The organism is Solirubrobacter ginsenosidimutans, from assembly GCF_027587205.1.
This window is the reverse complement of the sequence record NZ_JAPDOD010000091.1, coordinates 1-19554: the sequence shown is the minus strand read 5'-3', so window position 1 is coordinate 19554 and position 19554 is coordinate 1. Positions and strand designations below refer to the sequence as shown.

Annotated in this window: 17 protein-coding genes; 7 read left to right on the top strand and 10 right to left on the bottom strand. The window is 71.6% G+C overall.

Translation table 11 applies throughout. The features are described from left to right. Nucleotides 1-376, bottom strand: a 376-nt coding sequence (locus OM076_RS43255; RefSeq protein ID WP_270046437.1) for a DivIVA domain-containing protein, incomplete at its 3' end; no start/stop codon positions are given. A 161-nt stretch (nucleotides 377-537) separates the two neighbouring features. Here OM076_RS43255 and OM076_RS43250 point away from each other — a divergent pair. Further along, on the top strand, nucleotides 538-2721 hold the full coding sequence (locus tag OM076_RS43250; RefSeq protein WP_270046436.1) for an MMPL family transporter: 2184 nt from the start codon (nucleotides 538-540) through the stop codon (nucleotides 2719-2721). 92 nt (nucleotides 2722-2813) lie between these two features. Next, nucleotides 2814-2969 (top strand): hypothetical protein, encoded by a 156-nt coding sequence (locus OM076_RS43245; RefSeq protein WP_270046435.1) that lies wholly within the window; start codon nucleotides 2814-2816, stop codon nucleotides 2967-2969. Here the strand turns inward: OM076_RS43245 and OM076_RS43240 are convergent. Continuing rightward, nucleotides 2951-4486, bottom strand: a complete 1536-nt coding sequence (locus OM076_RS43240; RefSeq protein ID WP_270046434.1) for a hypothetical protein — start codon at nucleotides 4484-4486, stop codon at nucleotides 2951-2953. The genes OM076_RS43245 and OM076_RS43240 overlap by 19 nt on opposite strands. Before the next feature lie 45 nt (nucleotides 4487-4531). Here OM076_RS43240 and OM076_RS43235 point away from each other — a divergent pair, with 45 nt between their 5' ends. Next, nucleotides 4532-6337 (top strand): hypothetical protein, encoded by a 1806-nt coding sequence (locus OM076_RS43235; RefSeq protein ID WP_270046433.1) that lies wholly within the window; start codon nucleotides 4532-4534, stop codon nucleotides 6335-6337. Here the strand turns inward: OM076_RS43235 and OM076_RS43230 are convergent. Continuing rightward, nucleotides 6324-7049: a hypothetical protein gene (locus OM076_RS43230; protein ID WP_270046432.1), complete on the bottom strand. Its 726-nt coding sequence runs from the start codon at nucleotides 7047-7049 to the stop codon at nucleotides 6324-6326. The two genes, OM076_RS43235 and OM076_RS43230, sit on opposite strands and share 14 nt — an antisense overlap. A gap of 1 nt (nucleotide 7050) precedes the next feature. On the opposite strand from OM076_RS43230, the gene OM076_RS43225 reads away from it, so the two are divergent. Further along, nucleotides 7051-7986 carry a glycoside hydrolase family protein gene (locus tag OM076_RS43225; RefSeq protein ID WP_270046431.1) on the top strand — a complete coding sequence of 312 codons (936 nt, stop codon included), beginning with the start codon at nucleotides 7051-7053 and terminating at the stop codon, nucleotides 7984-7986. On the opposite strand, the gene OM076_RS46625 is transcribed toward OM076_RS43225, so the two are convergent. Genes OM076_RS46625 through OM076_RS43200 form a run of 5 tightly spaced genes read right to left on the bottom strand, consistent with a single transcriptional unit; the run spans nucleotide 7946 to nucleotide 14900 of the window. Beyond that, entirely contained in the window at nucleotides 7946-10174 is a 2229-nt protein-coding gene (locus OM076_RS46625; protein ID WP_270046430.1) for an alpha-1,6-glucosidase domain-containing protein, read from the bottom strand. The genes OM076_RS43225 and OM076_RS46625 overlap by 41 nt on opposite strands. After that, complete coding sequence (locus OM076_RS43215) at nucleotides 10156-10764, bottom strand: alpha/beta hydrolase (RefSeq protein WP_270046429.1); 609 nt, start codon at nucleotides 10762-10764, stop codon at nucleotides 10156-10158. The genes OM076_RS46625 and OM076_RS43215 overlap by 19 nt, the downstream gene beginning before the upstream one ends. Nucleotides 10765-10803: 39 nt before the next feature. After that, nucleotides 10804-13449 carry an ATP-binding protein gene (locus OM076_RS43210; protein ID WP_270046428.1) on the bottom strand — a complete coding sequence of 882 codons (2646 nt, stop codon included), beginning with the start codon at nucleotides 13447-13449 and terminating at the stop codon, nucleotides 10804-10806. Nucleotides 13450-13458: 9 nt separating this feature from the next. Further along, nucleotides 13459-13713: a hypothetical protein gene (locus OM076_RS43205; RefSeq protein ID WP_270046427.1), complete on the bottom strand. Its 255-nt coding sequence runs from the start codon at nucleotides 13711-13713 to the stop codon at nucleotides 13459-13461. A 59-nt stretch (nucleotides 13714-13772) separates the two neighbouring features. After that, nucleotides 13773-14900: a trypsin-like serine peptidase gene (locus OM076_RS43200; RefSeq protein WP_270046426.1), complete on the bottom strand. Its 1128-nt coding sequence runs from the start codon at nucleotides 14898-14900 to the stop codon at nucleotides 13773-13775. A gap of 71 nt (nucleotides 14901-14971) precedes the next feature. On the opposite strand from OM076_RS43200, the gene OM076_RS43195 reads away from it, so the two are divergent. Beyond that, nucleotides 14972-15868: a mechanosensitive ion channel family protein gene (locus OM076_RS43195; protein ID WP_270046425.1), complete on the top strand. Its 897-nt coding sequence runs from the start codon at nucleotides 14972-14974 to the stop codon at nucleotides 15866-15868. A gap of 52 nt (nucleotides 15869-15920) precedes the next feature. Then, nucleotides 15921-17396: a glycosyltransferase family 39 protein gene (locus tag OM076_RS43190; RefSeq protein WP_270046424.1), complete on the top strand. Its 1476-nt coding sequence runs from the start codon at nucleotides 15921-15923 to the stop codon at nucleotides 17394-17396. Nucleotides 17397-17556: 160 nt separating this feature from the next. Here the strand turns inward: OM076_RS43190 and OM076_RS43185 are convergent, their stop codons facing one another. Continuing rightward, on the bottom strand, nucleotides 17557-18294 hold the full coding sequence (locus OM076_RS43185) for a penicillin-insensitive murein endopeptidase (RefSeq protein ID WP_270046423.1): 738 nt from the start codon (nucleotides 18292-18294) through the stop codon (nucleotides 17557-17559). A 55-nt stretch (nucleotides 18295-18349) separates the two neighbouring features. Here OM076_RS43185 and OM076_RS43180 point away from each other — a divergent pair, with 55 nt between their 5' ends. After that, entirely contained in the window at nucleotides 18350-19138 is a 789-nt protein-coding gene (locus OM076_RS43180; protein ID WP_270046422.1) for an alpha/beta fold hydrolase, read from the top strand. Between the two features lie 34 nt (nucleotides 19139-19172). Here the strand turns inward: OM076_RS43180 and OM076_RS43175 are convergent, their stop codons facing one another. Then, a complete protein-coding gene (locus OM076_RS43175; RefSeq protein WP_270046421.1) occupies nucleotides 19173-19460 on the bottom strand; it encodes an AzlD domain-containing protein in 288 nt (95 codons plus the stop codon). Between the last annotated feature and the right edge of the window lie 94 nt (nucleotides 19461-19554).

The window sequence follows — 19554 nt, the reverse complement described above, 5'->3', positions numbered from 1 at the left end:
GCCCCGCCGCCTCGCCCTCGCCGCGCGCCGCGGCGACCCGTGCGGCGGCCTCCGCCCGCGCCGCCTCGACGATCCGCTCGGCCTCCGAGCGGGCGGAGCGCAGCGCCGCCTCACCCGCCGCGGTGTCGGCGGAGGCCTTCAGCCGCGCGCCCTCGAGCGTCGCCTCGGCCTCCAGCTTCGCCGCGTCCACTTCATGCCGCAATTCGCCCTCGCGGCGCTGCAGGTCGCGCTGCAGCTGCATGTCCCGGCTGGAGCGGAACATCTCCGCGACCAGCTCCAGGTGGCGATCGACCTCGTCGGGGTCATAGCCGCGTCGCACGGTGCGAAACGTCTGCTGGACCACGAAGATCGAGTGGGACTCCCCGCTCGGTGCCATCCCCACAGATGATGACCGCACCGTCGCCGGGGGGGCAGCCACACCCCCATCCGGGGTCATGCAGGACCCCCATGACGCCTGCCACCCCGGCCGAGTAAAGGCTTCCGAAAGACGATGCTCTCCCCAAGTCAATGAGACCTTCTCAGGAGAGCGAAAACCCCATGTCTACTAAGCCCAAGGGCCTCGCCGCCCGGGCGGGGCACTGGAGTGCCCGTCACCGCAAGACCGCCATCTTCGGCTGGCTCGCGTTCATCGTCATCGCGTTCATGATCGGCGGCGCGCTCGGCCAGCAGAAGCCGGATGCCGCCAAGTCCTTCGACGGCGAGAGCCGCCGCGCCGAGACGATCCTCGAGAAGGCCGGCTTCCCCGAGACGTCGGGCGAGATGGTCCTGATCCAGAGCAAGTCCGCGTCCGCCAAGGACCCGGCCTTCAAGGCGGCGATCAAGGACGTCAGCCAGACCGTCGCCAAGCAGAAGAACGTCGCCGACGTGACCCCTGCGCTCGTCTCGAACGACGGCCACTCCGCCCTTGTGCAGTTCGACATCACGGGCGACCCGGCGAAGGCGATCGACAAGGTCGAGCCGATCCTGAACGCGACCAGCGGCGTCGCCGCGCGGCACAAGAGCCTGGCCGTCGAGCAGTTCGGCGCCGCCAGCATGATGCACGAGCTCGACAAGACCTCCAAGAAGGAGGAGAGCGCCTCGAACATGCGCTCGATGATCGTGACGCTGGTGATCCTGCTGCTGACCTTCGGCGCGCTCGTCGCCGCCTCGGTGCCGCTGATCCTCGCCATCACGGCCATCTTCGGCACCACGGGCGTCGTCGCGCTGGCCAGCCAGATCATGCCGATGGACGACATCGCGCTGCCGGCGATCATGCTGATCGGCCTCGCGGTCGGGGTCGACTACTCGCTCTTCTACATCCGCCGCGAGCGTGAGGAGCGCGCCAAGGGCAAGAGCAAGCTCGACGCGATCGACATCGCCTCCGCCACTTCAGGCCGCGCCGTCCTGATCTCCGGCCTGACCGTCATCACCGCGATGGCCGGCATGTTCCTGACCGGCAACACCATCTTCATGAGCATGGGCCTCGCGGTCATCCTCGTCGTCGCCGTCGCCGTCATCGGCTCCCTGACCGTGCTGCCCGCCGTGCTCGGCGCACTGGGCGACAAGGTCGAGAAGGGCCGCCTGCCGTTCATCGGCCGCCGCCAGTCGCAGGCCCGCGAGTCCCGCATGTGGGGCTGGCTGACCGACCGCGTCATGCGTCACCCCGTCGTCGCCATCGTCGTCGCCGGCGGCATGCTCGTCGCCCTCGCCGTGCCGGCGCTGGGCATGCAGACCAAGCTCCCGGGCATCGAGTCCTACGACAAGTCCGAGCCCACCATCCAGACGTACTTGAAGGTCCAGAAGGCGTTCCCCGCCGAGGCCGACTACGCCACCGTCGTCGTCAAGGCCGCCGACGTCCGCACGCCGGAGATCAAGCACGCGATCAACCAGCTGCACCCGGCCGAGGTCGACATCAACCCGAACCACACGGTCGCCCGCGTCAACGTCGGGCTGCCGGGCAGCGGCGTCAACGACGCCGCCATGGACGGCCTCGCCCACCTGCGCCAGGACACGATCCCGGCCGCGTTCAACCGGCTCGACGGCAAGGCCACCGCCGACGTCACCGGCATCGCCGCCTCGACGGCCGACTTCAACCAGGTGATGAAGAGCAAGACCCCGATCGTGTTCGCCTTCGTGCTCGGGCTCGCGTTCCTGCTGATGCTCGCCACGTTCCGCTCGATCGTCATCCCGATCAAGGCCATCATCCTCAACCTGCTGTCGGTGGGCGCGTCCTACGGCCTGCTGAAGCTCGTCTTCCAGGACGGCCACGGCGAGAAGCTGCTCGGCTTCGAGTCCAACGGCGCCGTCACCTCCTGGCTCCCGCTGTTCCTCTTCGTGATCCTCTTCGGCCTGTCGATGGACTACCACGTCTTCATCCTGAGCCGGGTCCGCGAGGCCTGGAAGAGCGGCATGAGCTCCGAGAACGCCGTCGCCCACGGCATCAAGACCACGGCCGGCACGATCACGGCCGCCGCGATCATCATGGTCGCCGTCTTCGCCGAGTTCGCCACCACGAGCTCGCTGGACTCCAAGCAGATGGGCGTCGGCCTCGCCTTCGCCATCCTCGTCGACGCGACGATCATCCGCGGCGTGCTGCTGCCCGCCTCGATGAAGCTGCTCGGCGACTGGAACTGGTACCTGCCGCGCTGGCTGCAGTGGATTCCGGAGCTCGACATCGAGGGCAACGGCGGCGAGAAGCCCCACCGCGCCCCGCGTCTGCGCCCCGCGCCCTCACCCGCCTAGCTCGTCAATCGACCGAAGGTATAGAACGGCCCGCCCATGTGGCGGGCCGTTTGTATGTAACCAACGCGCCCGGCGCTCCTATGTGCAGACACATGCCCAGCGCCAAGACCATGCTCCACGTGTACCAGGGCCAGATCGCCGCTTCCCGCGGCGCGGGGATGGCGGGCCTGAACGAACAGGCCAAGCTCTCCCCCACGATCCGCGCCCTGATCGACGTGGTCAACGACGACTACGATCCCCGCCGCTGAGACAGCGCGACGGTGCGCGTGGCGGTGACGCCCGCGCTCGTCGTGAGCGTCACGCGCGCCTTGACCGAGCGGTGACGCTTGACCGCGCTGCGGCCCGCCGCGCTCAGCTTCAGCGTGACCGTGCGCTGCTTGCCGGGCGCGATCGCGTAGCTGGCCCGCGCCGCCAGCGAGCGCCTGGGCTTGGCCGCCGTCACGACGGTGATCCTCCCGCGGCAGCTGGATGAGCCCGACGGGCAGCGCAGCCGCAACTGGAGCCTGCCGCCGCGGCTGGTGAGCTTGGTCGAGGCGATCGTGCCCGCCGGCGCCTTCAGGACCGGCGTCGGGGTCGGCGTCGCGGTGGGTGCGGGAGCCGGGGCGGCGGTCGCGATCGGGGTGGGCGTCGGCGTGACCTCGGGAGCCGGCTCCTCACGTCTGACCGCGCTCGCGAACACCGGCGTGTCCAGGTTCGGATCGAACGCGTACTGCCCCGGCTGCGGCGTCCGGATCGCGGCCGGAGCGCAATCGAGCGCTCCGCCCGCGGTGGCGAGCTGGACGCTCCCGTAGGGGGCGGTCGAGCGCGGGAGCGCGAGCGTGAACCGCAGCGGGCCGTCTCCGGTCGGCGTCCAGGTCGTCGCCGTCCCGGGCGCCACGGTCTGCGTCTTCTCGACCGTATTGGCCGCGGCGATCGTGACCGCGGCCGACGCGTATCCCTGGTCGGTGTCGAGCGTGACCGGCGGGAGCGTGTACGGCGAGCCGACGGTGTACTCGGCCGGCGCACCCGCCGTGCGCAGCACGCCGCGCACGGCTTTCAGCGCGCCGGCGTCGATGCACATCAGGTTCTTCGGCCCCTTGACGGTGCCGATCGGCGTCGATGGCCCGGGCGCGTACGTCGGGCCGGCGAAGTCGAACTCGATGCCGGTCGTGTGCCCTGGGCGGCAGTCCATGTAGATCGATGCTCCGCCGGCGAACGCCGCCTCGATCACGGCGCTGCCGGTCACGGTGCGCAGGGCGCCGTTGGTGCCGACCGGGAGCTGCGGCAGGCTGCCGCCCGCGTCCTGCGCGATGACGACGTCGCCGCCGACGGCGGTCCACGTCAGCTCCGGGACGACCGGCGTCGTGTACGTGAAGGGCGTCGCGCTGAGGAAGCGGTCGTCGTCGGCGGGGTCGACGGTGATCGTGGTCGTCGCCGTCACGGTGATCGGCCCGACCACCTGCACGCGCTCCTTGGTGTTGGTCGCGCGCAGGGCGATCCAGACCTTCACCGGGATGTCGTTCCTGCCGGCGTGCAGGAGGCGGACGGCATATCCGAACGACGCCAGGTAGCCCGGCAGCTCGACGCCCGCGGTGCCGGCCGCGGACTGAAGCGTGTCCCCCGGGATGACCTCCCCGGGCGCGGTGACGGTGGTGTCGATCGCCACCGGCATGTCCCGGTAGAGCGTGTCGAACGAGTACCGGCAGGCGTTCGGGGACGTCGCGGCGCCGGCCGGCGCCGCGAACAGGAGGACGAGCAGGAGGGTGATAGACGCGCCTAATTTCATCTGTCAAGGTAGGTTAACGGACGATGAAAGCGTGATGGAGGAACAATGAGAAAACTCGCAGGAGCCCTCGCCGTCGCGGGGACGTTCGCGATCGCGCCGAACGCCTACGCCGGCTTGGACGACACCTTCGGGATCAACGGCACGGCGTTCACGTCGTTGTCGCCGCTGAGCGACCGCTACCAGAACACCACCCGTGCCCCGGGCGGCGGGACCTACAACGTCGGCTACACGACCGTCGCCGGCACCGACCGGGCGTTCGTGGTCACGCGGGTGGACGCGGGCGGCGAGCTCGTCGACGGCTTCGGCGACCACGGCAAGGCGATCGTCAACGTCGTCACCGGCCCGTTCGCAGCGCCACCGTCCGGCACGGCACCGACCGGGACCGCCGAGATCGCGCGTGGCATCGTCGTCCAGGCCGACGGCAAGATCGTCATCTCGGGACAGGCCGAGACGCCGCCCGCGGCGGGCAAGCCCGACAGCCGTGACATCGACGTCTACGTCGCCCGCCTGAACGCCGACGGCACGCCGGACCCGACGTTCGGCACCGGCGGCGTCAAGCGCATCGACCTCTCCAACGGCGGGCCGTCGGCGACGCTGAGCGGCCAGACGACCGACCAGTCCTACGGCCTGATGCTGCGCCCGACCGGCGAGATCGTGGTCGTCGCGTCCAAGGGGCTCGACACCGGCGAAGCGGCGCGCGCCGACCGCGACATCGCCATCGTCCAGCTCAAGGCCGCCGACGGCGAGCCGGACCCGGCGTTCGGCTCGGGCGGCATCGCGATCACCCGCAACGCCGGGGTCAGCGAGAACCCGCGGCAGGGCCTGGTGCAGGCCGACGGCAAGGTCGTCGCGACCTCCTACGGCACCGGCATCGGCGGCACGACCCGCCCGTTCCTCTTCCGCTACAACGCCAACGGCACGGCGGACGCCACGTTCGGCACCGGCGGCGTCGCGACGGCCGAGGTCGGCGGCCCCGCCCCGAACGGCTCGGCCGAGGTCTACGACATCGCGCCGCAGGGCGACAAGTACGTCCTCGCCGGCTACGGCGGCCGCTCGACGACCCCCGCCAACGGCATCGATGTCGTGGTGTATCGCTTCAACGCCAACGGCACCTACGACCTGACATTCGCCCAGAACGGCCTGTTCACGTACAACCGCATCAACGGCGCCGACCGCGCCCGCGACCTGACCGTGCTCGGCGACGGCCGGATCGTGACCGTCGGCAGCACCGCTCCGCCTCAGGCCGGCGGCACGAATCCGCCGCCGGCCGACCTGGACGGCCTGATCCTCACCATCAAGCCCGACGGCTCGGCGCTGGAATCCGCTCTGCAGGTCGACCTGGGCGGCACCGCCGACTCCTTCTTCGGATCGACGACCGTGTCCAACGGGACGAAGGTCGTCGCCGCCGGCTACCGGGCCGGCACCGACGCGACGCTCGACCAGGCCGTGCTCGTGCGCGCCGATCTGCCGCCGGCGGTCGCCGGTCCCGCCGGCCCGGCAGGCCCGAAGGGCGACGCCGGCCCGCAGGGCGAGCCTGGTCCGACGGTCAACGCCTCACCGGGCGCGGCGGGCCCGCAGGGTCCGGCCGGCCCGAAGGGCGACCCCGGCGCCGCGGCCAAGAAGCTCTCCGTCTCCTGCAAGCTGACCGGCAAGAAGAAGAACAAGGTCAGCTGCACCACCAAGCAGGCCAAGGGCAAGGTCTCGCTGCGCCTGGCGAAGGCGGGCAGGACCGTCGCGACCGGAACCGGTGGCGCGAAGGTCGCGCTGCGCGGGAAGGTCCGCGCCGGCCACTACACGCTGCACATCACCTCGGGGTCCACGAAATCCGCGGTGAAGGTCACGCTGCGGTAGGGAAACGCTCCGCCATCAGGCCGAGGCCGATCCCGCTGGTCAGCAGCCGCTCCTTGCGGTTGGAGAGCAGCCGCTGGGTCCAGTCGGTCCGCCCACCGTCCGCGAGGCCGACGGCGTTGCCCTCGCGGTCAGTGGCGGTGATGTTGAGCAGCATGCCGTCGTAGTAGCCGCGGCCCTGCGTTCGCCCGGCGTCCTCCACGACGCCGGGCAGCGCCTCGAGGACCTGCGGCGGCGCGTCCGTGAGCCGCACGACGTAGTCGTCGACGCCGGCGGCCGCGAGCAGGCGCCGGTAGACGGCGATGTGCTCGCGCAGCGCGTCGATCTCGAAGCCGTAGGAGGCCTGTGAGCGACCCGCGGTGACGAGGGCGAAGAGCTCGAAGTGCTGGGTGAACCCCGGGACGTCGGGGACCGGCTGCAGGCGCAGGACGCGGCAGGCGGCGCAGAGGCGGACGGTGTCCTCGCCCCTGCGGCGGCGGACCGCGGCCTCGAGCGCGAGCGCGGCCGTCGGGTCGGCGAGCACCTCGGTGTTGCGGATCGTCGAGAGCACGTTGTTCTGGTCGATCCGCCCCAGGATCGCGTTGAGCCCGAGCGGGCTGACCGGGGAGAGCGCGACCGGCTCGAACCCCTCCGCCGCGCGGAACGCGAGCGCCTCGTGCGCCCCGCTTCGCGTTCGATGCGCCGCAGATGCGCGTCCATCGGCATCATTGTCCACCGTGCTCAGTTCGCGGGAGGACTGGATCTGGGACAGCTGGATCGCCGACGACGGCGAGCGCTACCACCTGTTCTTCCTCAAGGCGCCGCGCGCGGTGCGAGATCCGCGGCTGCGGCACGAGGCCGCGCGGATCGGCCACGCGAGCTCGCTGGACCTGGTCGAGTGGGACGTCCACGCGGACGCGCTCGGGCCGGCGGCGTCCGGCTTCGACGATCTGGCGCTGTGGACCGGGTCGGTCGCGCGCTCCGACGACGGGGTGTGGCGCCTGTACTACACGGCGCTCAACTCCGAAGGCCGCGGCGTCCGCGACCAGCGGATCGGCTTGGCGGAGTCCGACGACCTGATGACCTGGCGGCGGGTGGCGACCGAGCCGCTGGTCGAGCCCGACCCGTGCTGGTACACGATGCTCGGCGACGGCTCCGGCGCGAGCGAGACCTGGCGCGACCCGTTCGTCTTCCACCACGACGGGTTGTGGCACATGTACATCACTGCCCGCGACCTGCACGCCGAACGGCTGGCGGACGGGGTGATCGCCCACGCGCGCAGCGACGACATGGTCAACTGGCGACTCGGCGCGCCGCTGACCGAGCCGTCGATCTTCGGGCAGTTCGAGGTCATGCAGGTGCGGCAGGTCGACGGGCAATGGCTGCTGCTGTTCACCTGCCACCCGGACGAGCAGGCCCACCCGCGGCCGTTCAGCACCTGGTACGTCCTCGGCGACTCGCCGCTGGGGCCGTGGGACGTCGCGAACGCCAAGCCGTTCGAGGGCGAGCCGAAGCTGTTCGCCGCGCCGCTGGTCCAGCGCCGCGACGGCACGTGGTGCTTCGTCGGCTTCCTCAATCAGGAGCCCGAGGGGATCCTCTCCTTCGAGATCGTCGACCCGATCGGCGTGGAGCTCACGGAAGGAACACTGCGACGGTCCGCGCCGGGACCGTGAAGACACCGTCCGCGTAGGTCGCTTCGCGTTCGGCCAGCGCGGGGTGAAGCTGGGTCGCGCTCGCGTGCGCGGTCTGCTTGGTGGCGTGCGGGGTGGCGTTGAAGATCAGGACGCTCTCGGCCGAGAGGACCATCACGATCACGCCGGGTGCCCCGCTCTCGAAGGTGACCTCGGCGGAGCCGAAGAGCGGGGTCGAGGCGCGGATGCGCAAGAGCTCGAGGGCGCGGTCGCGGGCGGTGCGGATGTGGTGCGGCTGGGGCTTGAGGTTCGGATCCTTCAGCAGCGGGCGCAGGTACTTCCAGCGTTCGAAGTTGTCCCAGCGCGGCGGCAGCCCGGAGCCGAACGTGGAGTGGGTGGCGGTCCAGTCGACGCGGTTGAACCAGTCGCCTGAGTCGTAGGAATTGCGGTCAAGTGACTTAGAGCGCAGGAGGTCGGTGCCGGCGTGCCAGAAACAGGGACTCTGGGACAGCGTGACCGTGGCGAGCGCGAGCGTGTTCATGCGCACGCGGTCGTCCATCGTGGTCGCGCGCGGCAGCTTGAGCGCGAGCGCGTCGAACAGGGTCTCGTTGTCGTGCGCGTCGACGTAGGCGATCTGGTCGGCGGTCCCGGCGAGGCCGCGCATGACTTCTTCCTGGGCTTCTTGCAGCGCTCTGGACGGCGCGTCGGCGAGCCCGGTCGCGAAGCCCTGGTGACGGGGATCGTTGTCGTGCGGGCCGCCGCCGCGGACGGCGTCGCGCAGGCGATCGTCGAACGTCGCGATCCCGGTGTGCACCATGTTGCGCTGCGAGGCGGCGACGAACAGCGCGTCGCCGGCGACCTCGCCGAAGCTCCAGCCCTCGCCGTAGAGCTGCAGGTGGGGGAACCGCTCGCGCACCTTGAGCAGGTTGGCCTTGGTGTGGTGGCCCATCAGGTCGAAGCGGAAGCCGTCGACGCGGTACTGGCCGACCCACGTCGCGAGCGAGTCGAGCATCAGCTTCTCCATCATCCGGTGCTCGGTCGCGGTGTTCGCGCAGCAGGTCGAGTTCTCGACCTCGCCTGTCGCCGAGAGCCGGTGGTAGTAGCCGGGGACGATGCGGTCCAGGATCGACTTCGGGTCCTGGCCGGCGTTCGGCGTGTGGTTGTAGACGACGTCGAGCACGACGTGCAGGCCGATCGCATTGAGCGCGGCGACCATCTCGCGGAACTCGTATGTGCGCCTGTCCGGGTCGTGTGCGTAGGAACCCTCGGGCGTCGAATAGTGCAGCGGGTCGTAGCCCCAGTTGAACCCGTCGCGGTCGCGGATCCTGCCGATCGCGCGCTGCTGCAGCGGCGAGTGCGGCGGGTGGTGTTCGAGCCTCGGCGCGACGCGCTGTTTCGCCCGGTCTTCCTCGATCGTCGCGATGTCGTTGCACGGCAGCAGGTGGACCGTCGTGAGACCCGCTTCGGCGAGCGCGCGCAGGTGCCGCATGCCCGCGCTCTCGAGGTGGGTGAAGGCGAGATAGGTGCCGCGATGCGCCTCCGGGACCGACGTGTCGCCGATCGAGAAGTCACGGATGTGCAACTCGTAGATCGCGGCGCGCGCGACCGGGACGAGCGGCGGCTTCGGCCAGCCGGCCGGCGGGTCGAGCCGCGCGAGCAGGCTGCGGCGCGAGTTGACGGTGAGCGCGAGCGAGTACGGATCGGTGACGACGTTGGTGACGACAGCGTCGACGGTCGGCGCGAAGACGGTGACCTCGAGCGCGTACTCGGCGTCGCGCCAGGAGGGGTCGCCGGTCACGCGCCAGACGCCGTCGTCGCCGCGGCGCATCGCGACGCGCTGCTCGCCACCAGATGTGTCGTCGTTCAACGTCACGTTTCGCGACGAGACGTCGCGAGACGACTCGTCGCCGTCGCGCAGGCGGCGCAGCCGCAGGGCGACGTGGCGCGCCGTCGGCGCCCACACCGCCACGCTCGGCACCTCTCCGCGCCACGTCGGCCCCAGCTCCGCGTCGCTCGCGTCGTAGAGGTCGTCGAGCACCTCCGCGATCTGCACCGCCGCGTCGTCCACCCGCAGGCGTCCCTTGAGCACCTCGCGCACCGGCACCTCGTCGGGCACGATGCCGCCCCGCAGCGGCCACGACCCGAGATCGGTGTGCAGCGTCGCCGTCCTCCCCACCCGCTCGATGCGCCGCTCGCGCACCCACCGCGCGTTCACCGGCTCAGCGCCCACTCCAGGACCTCGTCGGCGATCGCCTCCCAACCCGGCTGGAGGATCGTCAGGTGCGTCCGCCCGGGCATCACCGTCGCGCCGCCGCACCGCGGCGCGAGGTTGTCCTCCGCTCCCGCGACCTCGAGCGCACGCCCCGCCGGTGCGTCCCACGCCCACGTGCCGGGCGCGGGGATCACGTAGCGCTCGTACAGCGCCTCCGCTCCGTCGAAGTTGGCCAGCGCGTAGCGGAACTGCTCGCGTGAGAGCGACACGGTTCCCGGAGTGCCCGCACCCGCCGCCGGCAACGCGTGCAATGCCACCGCGGCCGCGCTGTCACGCGCCAGGCTGCGCGCGAGGACGCCGCCGAAGCAGTGGCCGATGACGATCGGGCGATCCAGCGCGCGCACGATCTCCGACAGCGCCGAGAGTGTGGCCGAAGGCGTCAGCGCCGCGATCGGCGACGGATCGGCGCGCAGCGCTTCGACGGAACCCTCGAGACCCGGGTACGCGGGCGCCAGCACGCGGTGACCCTGGCCTTCGTAGCGGGCGACCCAGTGCTCCCAGCACCGCGGGGTCACCCACAGTCCGTGGACGAGGACGATGGTGGCCACGCCGGTGAAGGTATGGAAAGTGACGCGGACTCGTATGGGTCAGCCGACTGCGTCGCGCAACTCCGACCGCGACGTCACGCCCAGCTTCGGGAAGATCCGGTACAGGTGGCTGCCGATCGTGCGGTGCGAGAGATACAGGCGCTCGCCGATCTCGCGGTTCGTCAGGCCCGCCGCGGCCATCTGCGCGATCTGCAGCTCCTGCGGCGTCAGCTCGTCCCACGCGTCCGGCGTGCGCCGCCGGCTCGTCTCCCCCGACGCCCGCAGCTCCTGCCGCGCACGCTCGCCCCAACCGGCGGCGCCGAGCGCGTCGAACGCCTCGCGCGCCGCCCGCAACGGCACGCGCGAGTCCGCCAGCCGCCGGCGGCGCCGCAGCCACGCCCCGTGGGCGAGCAGCAGGCGGGCGCGGATGAGCGGATACCCGCTGATCGGGCCGGCGAACAGCACCTCGTCGTCGCCCAGCACCGCCCGCGCGTAGATCAGCGCCGCGTCCAGCAGGGGCGCGCCGGTCTGCTCGAGGATCGGCTCGAACTCGGCCACGAGCACGCGCGCCTGGTCGTGGTGGTCGCTGTGGATGGCGGCGTCGATCAGGTCGACCAGCGCCCACCAGCGCACGAAGCGGTGGTGCGCGGTGTCGCCGGGCGCGAAGATCCGGCGCAGCGCGACGTACGCGTCGAAGTGCCGGCCCTCGCCCAGCGCGCCCACTCCGCGCGTGAGCTGCGCGAGCGAGAGCAGCGGGCTCGCGCCCATCGGCAGCAGGACGCGCTCGGCGGCGTCGGCGGCGGCGTCCGTATTGGCGGCGCCGTCGCCGCGCAGCGCGTGCAGCGTCGCCGCCGCGAGGCTTCCCGCGACCGCGTGCCGCAGCTGCCGGGTCTCCTGCGAGAGCGCGATCGCCTCCTCGGCCGCCGCCAGCCCGAGCACCCAGTTGCCGAGGTAGACGCTCGTCCAGGCCTGGGCGACGAGCGCCTGGGCGAGCAGGCCGACCCGCCCCTGGGCGCGCAGCCCGGCGACCGCCTCGGCGATCAGCTCGGCCGAGAACGCGCCGACGGCGGTCGAGGCGCCGCCGAGGTGGTAGGCGGCGTGGGTGTTGCCGGCGATCGGCCGGCGGGTCAGCTCCGCGATCACCTCGCGCCCGCGCTGCACGGGCGCCGCGAGCGCGAGCGTGTCGACCAGCTCGGGATGGTCCGGCGCGACCGGCACCCGCGCCGCGGCCTCGAGCACCAGCGCCTCGGCGGCGGGGTCCGGGTACGACCACCAGCAGCGGAAGGCCACGTTGCGCAGCCATTTCAGCGCGCGGTCGGGGTCGCCCTCGACCCGCATCCGGTCGGCGATCTCGATCAGCGCCTCGGTCCGCGCCGTCCCGGACCACAGCTGGGTCGCGAACAGCTCGCGCAGCCAGGCCATGCGGGTGCGCTCGCCGGCGTCGAGCGGGAGCGGCTCGGCGTCACGCAGCAGGCGCACGACGACGTCGCTGCGGCCGAGCTCGAACGCCAGCTCAGCGGCACGCAGCAAGCGCGCTCCGCGGCGGGCGGGGATGTCACTGAGCTCGGCGGCGCGGGTGAGGGCGGAGACCGCGACGGCCAGCGAGCCGCGCCGCTCGGCCGCGGCGGCGGTCCAGTCCAGCTCGGTCGCGGTCGCCTCGTCCGGGCCGACGACCGCGGCCGCGCGATGCCACACGCGCCGGTCGAGCGCGACGACCGCCGCCAGCGCGGCGTGGGCGGCGTGGCGCTCGGGGAGGCTCGCCGCCTGGCGGATCGCGGAGCGCACGAGCGGGTGACGGAAGCGCAGCTCCTCGCCCTCGACGACCACCAGACGCGCCTTCAGCGCAGGCTCGAGCGTCGCAATAACGTTTTCGTGTGCCATGAGCGCTTCGCTCAGCGACGCGCCGTCGTTGAGCGCCGCGACCAGCAGCAGCCGGCGCGTGGCCTCGGGGAGATCACTCGCCTGGGCGGCGAACGCGTGCTCGAGCCGAGCGGTGAGCGGGAGCCAGGCGGGGAGCAGCGTGCCGGGCTCGAGCTTGGCGGTCGCGAGCGGGAGCTCGACCAGCGCCAGGGGATTCCCCGCGGCCTCGGCCAGCAGGCGGGCGCGGACGTCGGGCTCGAGGTCTGCGGTCGCGTCCAAGAGCGCCGCGGCGGCCTCGTCGTCGAGCCCCTCGATCCGCAGCTCGGCGAACCCGCCGCCGTCGAAGCCGTCGCGGACCGCGCCGACTAACAGGATCGGCTCGGACTCGACGCGGCGCGCGACGAAGGCGAGCACGTCGATCGTCGAGCGGTCCAGCCAGTGGGCATCCTCGACCACGATCACGACCGGCGCCGCCGTCGCCACCTCACTGAGCACGTTCAGCGTGGCGAGGGCGATCAGGAAGAGGTCCGGGGTCTCGCGTTCGGTCATGCCGAAGGCGGCGAGGACCGCGTGGCGCTGCGGCGGCGCCAGCGTCTCGAGCTGGTCGATCACGGGCCACAGCAGCTGGTGCAGGCCGGCGAACGGGAGCCGGGCCTCGGACTGCACGCCGGTCGTGCGCAGGACCCGCATCCCGCGGTCTGAGGCCGAGCGGGAGACCGCGGCCAGCAGGGCGGACTTGCCGATCCCGGGCTCGCCGCGCAGCAGCAGACCGCCGCCGTGCTGGGGCAGCACGGCGAGCAGGTCATGCAGGCGTCGCAGCTCCCGCGCGCGTCCGACCAGTGGCATCGGACTGCATCATGGCGCCCCGTCGATCAGCGTGCGATTTCCCAGCGGATCGCGGAGCTTTGCCTGCACCGGAATCCGGCCGATCATGGCGACGACCCCGGGCCCGCACTTGGCTTCGGGGTCGGGCCCGGTCGTGACCGTCACGGTGACCGTCTTGGGCGTCTCCTCGACGGCGACCTTGCGCACGCCGTCGCAGGGCGCCCCGCCGGCCTGGACCTCGAGCCGCAGCGTGCGGCCCTCGGTCCCGACCAGCTTGAACGGCACCTCGCGGGGCGGCGGCTCCTGTTTGGAACCGCCGCAACCCGCGACGAGCAGCGCGACTGCTAGAGGAAGCGGGTGGAGTTGTATAGGGACACCGCGGAGTCGTCGAAGTACGGCGAGAGCATGATGGTCGGCCCGACGATCTGGTCGATGCGGCTGTTGACGCCGTTGAGGTAGCCGTAGTTGCCGTCGTAGCCGTTCAGCCACGGGCCGCCGGACGAGCCGCGGGTCATGTCGCACGCGATCTTGATCGTGTCCGAGCTCCAGAACAGGAAGCTCCACTCGGGCGAGGAGGAACCGGCGCAGCGGAACAGGTTGCCGCCGTCGAACGGGGACTCGCCCGGGTAGCCGAACGCGAACTCGAAGACGTTCTTGCCGGCGTTGGCGCGCAGGCCGTGGCCGCCGAACTGAGAGACGATGTGCTGGCCGTTGTGGGTGTTCATGATCGCGACGCCCATGTCCTCGGCGAAGTCGGCGTTGTTCTTCCACGCCGTCTTGGTCCAGAGCTGGTTGGCGCTCCACGTGCCGAACGGGCGCGGGTTGGCGAGGTCGTCGTCATACGCGGGGACGAAGGTCCAGTTCGTCGCCCACGCGCCGTTGGTCTGGCCGGCGTTGACGCAGTGACCGGCGGTCCAGACGGTGTCCTTGCCCTCGGAGTTCACGACCGAGGCCGAGCAGTTGAACGAGCTGCCGTTGAGGTTGAAGAAGACCTTGCCGTTGGTGCGCGCGGTCGGGTGGTTGGAGCCGAGGTTCGGGTTGAACGCGGCGGCCTTGGCGGCGGGCTTGGTGCCGTCGAGGTCGGGCTTGATGAGCAGCTCCGGGCCCTGCTCGGGCGGCTTGATGCCCTTCTCCTCGTTGAGCTTGGCCTGCGCCTGGCGCTCGGCGTCGGTCGCCTGGTACTGCTTGTACGCACGCTCCAGGAACGGCGCGCTGTCGACCGACTGCGAGGCCTTCATGCGCTCGGGCGTCCAGTAGGCGTACAGCGCTTGGTCGGCCGTGACCTTCGCGCCGTAAAGCTTCTCGCCGGCCGCCCAGGCTTCCTTGGTGATCGTGTTCTCGGCCGCGGCGCTCGTCCGATCGGCTTCCTGGCTGGCCTTGGCGTGCGGCGCGGCCATGGCGGCCGAGGGCAGCAGAGCGAGCGCGGCGAGGGCCGTGAGGCCGACCCGCCGAGTGGGGAGGTTCTTGAGCATGGCAGGGAGAGCACGGTCTTCTCCCGCTGATACCAGGGGTGAAAAAGTTCACTCGCTAGGGTGAATCGGCGATGCCTGAGACGACAGAAATCGTCGACTTCCTCGTCGACGCGCCGCTCAAGATCGTGGTGATTCTCGTGCTCGCCGTGGTGGCGAACCGGGTCGCGCGCAAGGGCGTGAAGCGCGCGCTGCGGACCCTGCAATCGGGCGCGGTGCAGGAGCGCCTCGGCTCCCTGCGCGCCGCGACCCCGGACGCGCTGCTGGCGACCACCGAGCACTCGTTGCGCGCCGAGCAGCGGATCGAGGCGCTCGCCTCCGTCCTGCGCTCGCTGACGACCTTCGTCATCTACGCGGTCGCCGCGTTCATGATCCTGGGCGAGGTCGGGATCGAGCTCGGGCCGCTGATCGCGGGCGCCGGCATCATCGGCGTCGCGCTGGGCTTCGGCTCGCAGTCGCTGGTCAAGGACTTCCTCTCGGGCGTCTTCATCCTGATCGAGGACCAGTTCGGCGTCGGCGACATCGTCAACCTCGACAACGAGACCTCCGGCACGGTCGAAGCCGTCTCGCTGCGCACCACCCGCCTGCGCGCCGTCGACGGCACCGTCTGGCACGTCCCCAACGGCGAGATCCGGCGGGTCGGCAACCAGTCCCAGCACTGGTCGCGGGCGCTGATCGACGTCGAGGTCGCCTACGAGACCGACCTCGACCACGCCCAGGCCGTGATCGCGGGTGTGGCCCATGAGATCGGCGCGGCCGACTCCGACGTCCTCGACGAGCCCGAGGTCTGGGGCGTCGAGGCGCTCGGCGCGCACGGCGTGACGATCCGGCTCGTCGTCAAGACCCGCCCGTCCCAGCAGTACCGCGTCTCGCGGGAGCTGCGCGCACGGCTGAAGGCGGCGTTCGAGCGCGAGGGCATTGAGATCCCGTTCCCGCAGCAGACCGTCTGGCATAAGACCGCCACCGGTTAGGAGGCGTTGAGCTGTAGCGGGTGAACCCGCCTTCGCGGGCACACTGCTTCGTGTGACTCGGAGGAGCGTCAGCTACGGACCCCTGCTGGCGCTTGCGGCGCTGATGTGCCTGTCGCTCGCGCTGCGGGTCGGCGCACTGTCGACGGGCTACTGGATCGACGAGGGAATCGCGGTCGGGATCGCTTCCCACCCGCTCTCGGACATCCCGCGGATCCTCGGCCAGGACGGCAATCCGCCGCTGTACTACCTGCTGCTGCACGTCTGGATGCTCGGCTTCGGCGAGGGCGAGGCGGCGACCCGGGCGCTCTCGCTCGCCTTTGCGCTGCTGGCGATCCCCGCGTCGTTCTGGGCGGGTTCGCGGGTCTTCGACCGGCGGGCGGGCTTCGTCGCCGCCGCGGGTGCCGCGGGCGCGCCGTTCCTGACGTATTACGCGCAGGAGACGCGGATGTACTCGCTCGTCGTCCTGCTCTCGATCTTGGCTTCCGCCGCGTTCGCCCTGGCGTTCGTGCGCGGGGAGCGACGACAGGTGGCGTGGCTCGGGCTGTGGTTGGGGCTGCTGCTCTACACGCACACCTGGGGTCTGTTCCTGGCCGCGTCGATGGCGGTCTGCTGGCTGGTGCTCTGGCGGCGCGGCCTCGTCGGCGGTGGCGACGGCGCGCGGCTCGCCGTCGTGCTGGCGCTCCTGTACGCGCCGTGGCTGCCGAGCGTGATCTCGCAGACGGCCCACACCGCGGCCCCGTGGGCAGAGCGGCCGTCGCCGTTGCTGCTGCTCGGGTTCGCGGGCGGCCTGTTCGGCTATCTCGCGCTGCCGCTGCTGGTCGTCGCGGTGTTCTTCGCTCTGCGCCGGCGCCCGCCGGTCGATCGCGCGGTGCGGGTGCTGGCCGCGATGGCGATCATGACCGTGTCGCTGGCGTGGGTGTGCTCGCAGATCCAGCCGGCGTGGGCGACGCGCTACCTCGCGGTCGTGCTCGGGCCGGTGCTGCTGGCGCTGGCCTCGGTGGTCTCGCGCGGCAGGCTGTGGACGTTCCTGGCGCTGGTGGGCGTGGCGCTGGTGTGGGTGATGAGCGGCGGGCCGCCGCCGGTCAAGAGCAATGTGCGGACCGTGTCGGAGAGCATCGCGCCGCAGGTCCGGCCGGGTGACCTGGTCGTCGCGACACAGCCGGAGCAGGTGCCGGCGCTCTATCGCTACCTGCCGGAGGGCGTCGTCTACCGGACGCCGATGGGGCTCGTCCCCGACCCGCGGCAGACGGACTGGCGCAACGGGCTCGCGCGGCTGCGGGCGGGGCAGGCGGAGACCGAACTGCTGCCGGCGGTCGCGCGGATGGATCGCGGCCAGCGGGTGCTGATCGTCACCCCCGAGCCGGGCGCGCATCCCTCCCAGGCGCCATGGGCGCGGGCGGTGCGGATCCGGACGCGGGAGTGGACCGCGGCGCTGGAGGCCTCACCGCGGCTGCGGCGGGTGGGTGGCGTCTCGACGATCGCGCTGCCCAAGAACACCGTCACCGCGGCGCTCTACGAAGTCCGTTAGGGCCAGTCGGCGGAGCTCCGGCGGATCGCTGGTGGCTGCATCGGGCGTCGCTGCTCGCGGCGGACGCCGCTCGCATACTGGTTGTACGTGTGCGGCGGCCGCCGCCCGGCAGCGGCGGTCGAGGCCCCGCCAGAATCCGTCGGAGCTCCGGTGACTGGCCTTAGCGGATTCGGACGTGCAGGTGGTCGTCGTGGTAGATCAGCGGCACGACGACGTTCTTCGGGCCTTTGAGATGCAGGTGCGGGCCGACGAAGACCTTCACCGCGCCCGCCTTGACGAAGCGATCGACGAGATCCTGGGCGAGCTCGCGGTCGACCTCGCGCGGCTTCAGCGCGCGGGCCTCGGTGCCGTCCTTGCGCGGGTAGAGGATGTCAGCGTCGAGGCCGTTCTGGTGGCTCGCGTGGCCGAGCCCGCCGTAGTTCTTGCCGAACTTGCCGCCGTGCGGGCGTGACAGGTCCATGATCCCGACGCGCTGGGCGCTGTCGCGCTCGGTGCGGTAGGCGTGGATCACGGTCAGGACCGTCCGGATCAACCGGTCCGTTCCCCAGCGCCGCCACGCGCGGTTCGGGATGCGGTTGTAGACGGGGTCCCAGGTGAAGAAGTCCTCGCCGAGCTCGGGGAGCTGGGTGCCGTCGGCCAGGCGTCCGCGCAGGAAGGGGCGGCCGAGCGCCTTCGAGTGATGCCAGTTCACCGCGGCGAAGTCGGGCGGTGTGCCGGGATCGACGGGCGTCTCGGTGGGCGTCGCCGTATCCGTGGCCACCGGCGTGTCGTCCGGCGGCGGGATGTTCGGCGTGGTCGTGGGCTCAGGGGCGGTTTGGCTCGGTTCCGGAGGAGCTTGCGCGAACGCCACTGCCACGACGACCAGCAGCGCCGCGAGTGCGAGCACGACGTAGCGCATCCGCGCATTGTGGCGCGCTCGGATATGTTGCGCGAGTGGACGATCCCTCTTTGGCGTGACGGTCCTCTTCCTTCATGGGGTCGCGGGGAGCCGCCGGACTTACGACTGGCTGCCCGACGCGATCGCCGGCCAGGCCGTCATGCGGGTGGATTTCCGCGGCCACGGGGCCGCGGCGCGGACCCCGGGCGCCTACCTCATCCGTGACTACGCGAACGATGCCGTAGAGGTCCTGCGTGAGATCGGTCCGGCGTTCGTCGTCGGACACTCGCTCGGCGGTGTGGCGGCGTGGTGGGCGGCGCAACTGGTCCCGGAGCTCGTGCTCGGCGCCGTGCTCGAGGACCCGCCGCTGTACCTGGGTTCGGCCGAAGGGCACGCGTCCAACGGCGCGATTCCCCACTTCCGGCATCTGCACGAGATCTCGCCCGCGTGGCAGGCCGAGGGGGTGGCGGAGCCCGTCGCCGCCCAACGGCTCGCGGAGGAGGCCTACGGGCCGGATCCGTCGCGTTCGATGCGTTCGGTGGCGACGAGTGAAGCGCTCGCCGCGCGCGCCTACGCGCTCCTGCACCTCGACCCGAGCGTGCTCGACACGGTCATCGACGGCACGCTGCTCGCCGCGACCGACGTGGCGGCGCCGATGACCGTGCCGATGACGATCATCGCCGCCGACGACGCGTTAGGCGCCGCGTTCACCTCCGCGCACGAGGCGCGGTTGTCGTTGTCGCATCCGCATGTATCGGTCGAGCGGGTGCGCGGCGCGGGCCACAGCATCCACGACGAACGCGCGCACCGCGACACCTACCTCGCGGAGGTCACCGCGTTCCTCGCGAAACGAACGTCAACTTAGTCGGGCAGAGCCCGACGAACCTTGCTCTCGTTGATCAGAGCGCGAGACGCAGCAGCGCCGTCGTGACCGCCGCGGCGGCGACGACCACGAGAAACGGCGCGCGCAGGACGAGCGCGACGACCGCGACGCCGAGGCCCGCCGCACGCGCGTCGAGACCCTCGCCGAACGTCTGCACGGAGATCAGCGCCGCGAGCAGCGCCACGGGAAGGAGCAACGCGACGCGCTGAACGCGCGCGTCGTCGAGCACGCGCTGCGGAATCGAAAGCCCGGCGAACTTAAGCGCGTAACAGCCGGCCGCCGCGATCAGGATCGGCGCCCACATCACGCGCCACGTAGCCCGGCGGCCGCGGCGGCGCCGCGCGTCGCGTCCGGCTCGCCGCCCGCCGCCCGCGCCTCGCCGCGCGTCGCGTCCGGCT

Coding starts and splice junctions, on each gene's coding strand:
- OM076_RS43250 (WP_270046436.1), top strand. CDS start 538: ATGTCTACTAAGCCCAAGGGCCTCGCCGCCCGGGCGGGGCACTGGAGT.
- OM076_RS43245 (WP_270046435.1), top strand. CDS start 2,814: ATGCCCAGCGCCAAGACCATGCTCCACGTGTACCAGGGCCAGATCGCC.
- OM076_RS43240 (WP_270046434.1), bottom strand. CDS start 4,486: ATGAAATTAGGCGCGTCTATCACCCTCCTGCTCGTCCTCCTGTTCGCG.
- OM076_RS43235 (WP_270046433.1), top strand. CDS start 4,532: ATGAGAAAACTCGCAGGAGCCCTCGCCGTCGCGGGGACGTTCGCGATC.
- OM076_RS43210 (WP_270046428.1), bottom strand. CDS start 13,449: ATGCCACTGGTCGGACGCGCGCGGGAGCTGCGACGCCTGCATGACCTG.
- OM076_RS43200 (WP_270046426.1), bottom strand. CDS start 14,900: ATGCTCAAGAACCTCCCCACTCGGCGGGTCGGCCTCACGGCCCTCGCC.
- OM076_RS43195 (WP_270046425.1), top strand. CDS start 14,972: ATGCCTGAGACGACAGAAATCGTCGACTTCCTCGTCGACGCGCCGCTC.
- OM076_RS43185 (WP_270046423.1), bottom strand. CDS start 18,294: ATGCGCTACGTCGTGCTCGCACTCGCGGCGCTGCTGGTCGTCGTGGCA.
- OM076_RS43175 (WP_270046421.1), bottom strand. CDS start 19,460: ATGTGGGCGCCGATCCTGATCGCGGCGGCCGGCTGTTACGCGCTTAAG.